The sequence below is a fragment of the Kitasatospora sp. NPDC056273 genome, from assembly GCF_042268845.1.
In the GTDB taxonomy this organism is placed as follows: Bacteria; Actinomycetota; Actinomycetes; order Streptomycetales; family Streptomycetaceae; genus Kitasatospora.
Map to the genome: position 1 here is coordinate 1 of NZ_JBHJSJ010000053.1, position 3,051 is coordinate 3,051.

Sequence of the window (3,051 nt, forward strand, 5' to 3'; positions counted from 1 at the left end):
GAGGCCTTCGTCACCGACGGGCTCGGCGCGCACCTGGTCCGGCCCGACCGCAAGGGCGAGCCTGCCCGATTCGGCAGGCTCGCCCGCGTCCGCCAATGGATCGAGGCGGTCATCGACACCCTCAAGGGCCAGCTCAGCCTCGAACAGCACGGCGCACGAACCGAGGCCGGCGTCTTCGCCCGCACCGGTCAGCGCCTACTCGCCCTCGCCGCCGCGATCTGGCACAACTGGAACACCGGCGCCGCGATCAAGCGCTCACTCATCGCCTATGACCACTGAGGACATCGGACTCATTCATCTAGCCGCCGGAAGTCGGCTCCCCCTCGACGACCTGACGGCCACCGCGCCCCAGCAGGGCTTCGCCCGGCACTGAGGGGCCGTCCTCGTACCCCGGGATCCACACCTGCGAGTCCTGCGCTCCGTTCACGGCCCTCGGCCAACCAGCCGCGCTGCACGGGAAGTCGGCCGGGCCGACTTCCTGTGCGGCGGCAGCCGCCGACAACGCCTACCCGGCCGGCCGCTCGCCGGCGAGGACCAGGCGGTAGCCGTAGTCCATGCTGTCCTGGTCGAGCAGGTCGGCGTACCGCCGGTGCCACGCCCCCGAGGCGAGGTCGGCCCGCAGCCGTTCGACGGCCGGCTCGACCACCTCCGGCGGCAGCTGCGCGAAGGTCGAACTGGCCTGCCGGACCACCGGGTCCAGGTAGCGCTCGGGCCGCCGCCAGTGGGCGATCTGGAAGCCGTCGGTGAAGTCCCAGGGAACGGGGAAGGGCAGCACGGTGTGCGCGTCCAGGGCCTCCACCACCTCCTCCAGCGCCGTGAAGCGGGAGTCCTCCAACTCCCTGATCTCCGGCAGGTAGTCCTCCAGCAGCCACAGCTGCGGCCGGTGCGCCGGATCCCAGGTGAACACCGCTTGCCGCCTCGCGACCCGCCACAGCTCGGCCAGCCCGCGTCGCGGGTCCGACCAGTGGTGGACGGTCAGGACGGCCATCGCCGCGTCGAACGCCCCGTCCTCGAAGGGCAGTTGCTCGGCCGAGGCCTTGACCTTCCGCTCCCCCGGATGCTGGTCGAGCATGACCTGCGACGGGTCGACGGCCGTGACCTCGGCGTCCTCCGGCTCGTACGACCCCGCCCCCGCAGCGACGTTGACCACCGTGCGCGCTCCCCGCAGCGCCGACCCGATCAACGCGTGCAGCCGCGGATCGGGCCGACGGACCTGCCGGTACCCGACGCCGATCCGGTCGTACCTCGCCGTCCGGCTCTCCTGCCCCGCGTGTCCCATCCGACCAGCCCATCAAACGGGACCACCGGCGGCAACCGCTTCGCGTGAACCCGCACCGACGGGGGAGGCCGTGGCGGTAGCGTCGGCCGCATGACCGAACTCAGCGACTGGACCTACGTGGTGACCGACATCGAGGTGGACGGCCCGTGGCCGGGACCGAACTCGATGCGGTCCTTCGCGTCCGTGGCCACGACCATGGACGGCCGGACCTTCGGCGAGTTCGAAGCCGTCCTCGAACCGCTTCCCGGATCGGCCCCGAACCCGCGCACGAAGGAATGGTTCGACTCCGAGCCGGGCGCCTGGGAGGCCGCGACGACGAACCCGGAGCCCGTCACCGACGTCATGACCGGGTACGTCGAGTGGATCCGGTCCCTACCCGGTCGGCGGGCGTTCGCCGCGGCACCCCTGTCGTTCGACGGAACCTGGATCGACTACTACCTGCGCCGGTTCACCTCCTTCGGACTGCACCAGGGCCCCTACGAGCAGGATCTCCTCTTCCACGGCCCGGCCCTGTGCCTGCGCTCGTACACGGCGGCACTGACCGGCCGACCGCCCGCGGACCTCCCGGCACCGGCGCTGCCCCCGCACTGGCTCGGCGGCGTGCGGCACACCCACAAGGCCCTCGACGACGCGCGCGGCTTCGCCGAGCTGCTGCACTTCCTCACCCGGAACTCCGGGACGCCCGCCATCACCTTCGACACCTGAGGACCACCCCGCGACCACCGGTCCCCGGTCACGCCTCCGGAAACGGCGGAGCGTCGTCCATCACCCGCAGCAGCCTCCGCGCAGCCCCAGCCTCCTCCGGCCGCACGGAGGAGGCCACACCCACGATGACGGACCAACCCGCGTGGACGGCCCTCCTCGCGGCCGCCTCCAAGTCGACCTGCGGCCGACGGCTCGCGCCGTGCCGGTCGCCGGCTGCCGCGGCGGCGGAGTGCCACTGGTCGGCCTGGCAGATGCTTCCCAGCAGGTCCAACAACTCGGCCTTGCAGACCACGTGCGGCGCCCCGACCAGTTCGAGCAGGAACGGGACTGTGGGAGCCGTCACCTCGCCGACGACGAACCCCAGCGCGCAGACGACATCGGCCAGTTCACCGACAGCCCTGCGGGCCGAGCCCTCGTCCCCGTAGGCGATCCGGGACAGTAGCGGGGGAATGCGGCCGGCCGGAGCCCCGGTCACATCGCGCAGCTCTCCCCAGCGAACCCCGGACACCGTCCTCAACAGACGTCCCACCCCTGCCCCTCCATCCGATCCTCGCGCGAGAAGTCGGCCGGCCCGACTTATCGCGCGGCCCAAAAAAACAAACCCCCCCCCCGCACCACCCCGAACGCCCCCCCGCCCAAACCACCAACCCCCAAACCAACAAACCCCAACCCCCCCCCCCCACCCCCCCCCACCCCGCCGAGGGCGGCGTCCCCCCCGCCCCCCCCCCCCCCCCCCGCGGCCCAACACTCCTACCGCCGCCCCGGAAGCACCAGGAAGGCCCCCCGGCCAAGACGACAAGCCCACAATCGACCAACCCGCCAGGACAACCCTCCGCGCGGCCGCCTCCAAGCCGGGCTGCGGCCGACAGCTCGCCGCCCCGATCCCCCGTCGCATCCCGCAGCTCACCCTGGCGGCCCCCGAAAACCGCCCTCCGCAGCCTTCCCGCACCGCGAGCGAACCGGGGCCCTCGCGGGACGAGGCGGCCGGGGCGGCGTCGCGCGCCGGCCCGGGCCCCCACCCCCCCCCCCGGAGCCCCCAACAGGCCAACCCCCCCCCCCAAAAACGG

General features: G+C 72.9%; 3 protein-coding genes and 1 pseudogene. 2 read left to right on the forward strand and 2 right to left on the reverse strand.

Annotation, left to right across the window (positions count from 1 at the left end):
- Window positions 1-279: pseudogene (locus ACFCY1_RS32995) on the forward strand (IS982 family transposase); the annotation flags it as partial.
- Between the two features lie 226 nt (window positions 280-505).
- Here ACFCY1_RS32995 and ACFCY1_RS33000 read toward each other — a convergent pair.
- The gene (locus ACFCY1_RS33000; RefSeq protein WP_375876954.1) at window positions 506-1,279 is read right to left on the reverse strand and encodes a class I SAM-dependent methyltransferase; all 774 of its coding nucleotides are present in this window, start codon (window positions 1,277-1,279) and stop codon (window positions 506-508) included.
- A 90-nt stretch (window positions 1,280-1,369) separates the two neighbouring features.
- Here ACFCY1_RS33000 and ACFCY1_RS33005 point away from each other — a divergent pair, with 90 nt between their 5' ends.
- Entirely contained in the window at window positions 1,370-1,984 is a 615-nt protein-coding gene (locus ACFCY1_RS33005; protein WP_375876955.1) for a hypothetical protein, read from the forward strand.
- Between the two features lie 28 nt (window positions 1,985-2,012).
- Here ACFCY1_RS33005 and ACFCY1_RS33010 read toward each other — a convergent pair whose 3' ends face one another.
- Complete coding sequence (locus ACFCY1_RS33010) at window positions 2,013-2,513, reverse strand: hypothetical protein (protein ID WP_375876956.1); 501 nt, start codon at window positions 2,511-2,513, stop codon at window positions 2,013-2,015.
- Window positions 2,514-3,051 lie beyond the last annotated feature (538 nt).

Coding starts and splice junctions, on each gene's coding strand:
- ACFCY1_RS33000 (WP_375876954.1), bottom strand. CDS start 1,279: ATGGGACACGCGGGGCAGGAGAGCCGGACGGCGAGGTACGACCGGATC.
- ACFCY1_RS33005 (WP_375876955.1), top strand. CDS start 1,370: ATGACCGAACTCAGCGACTGGACCTACGTGGTGACCGACATCGAGGTG.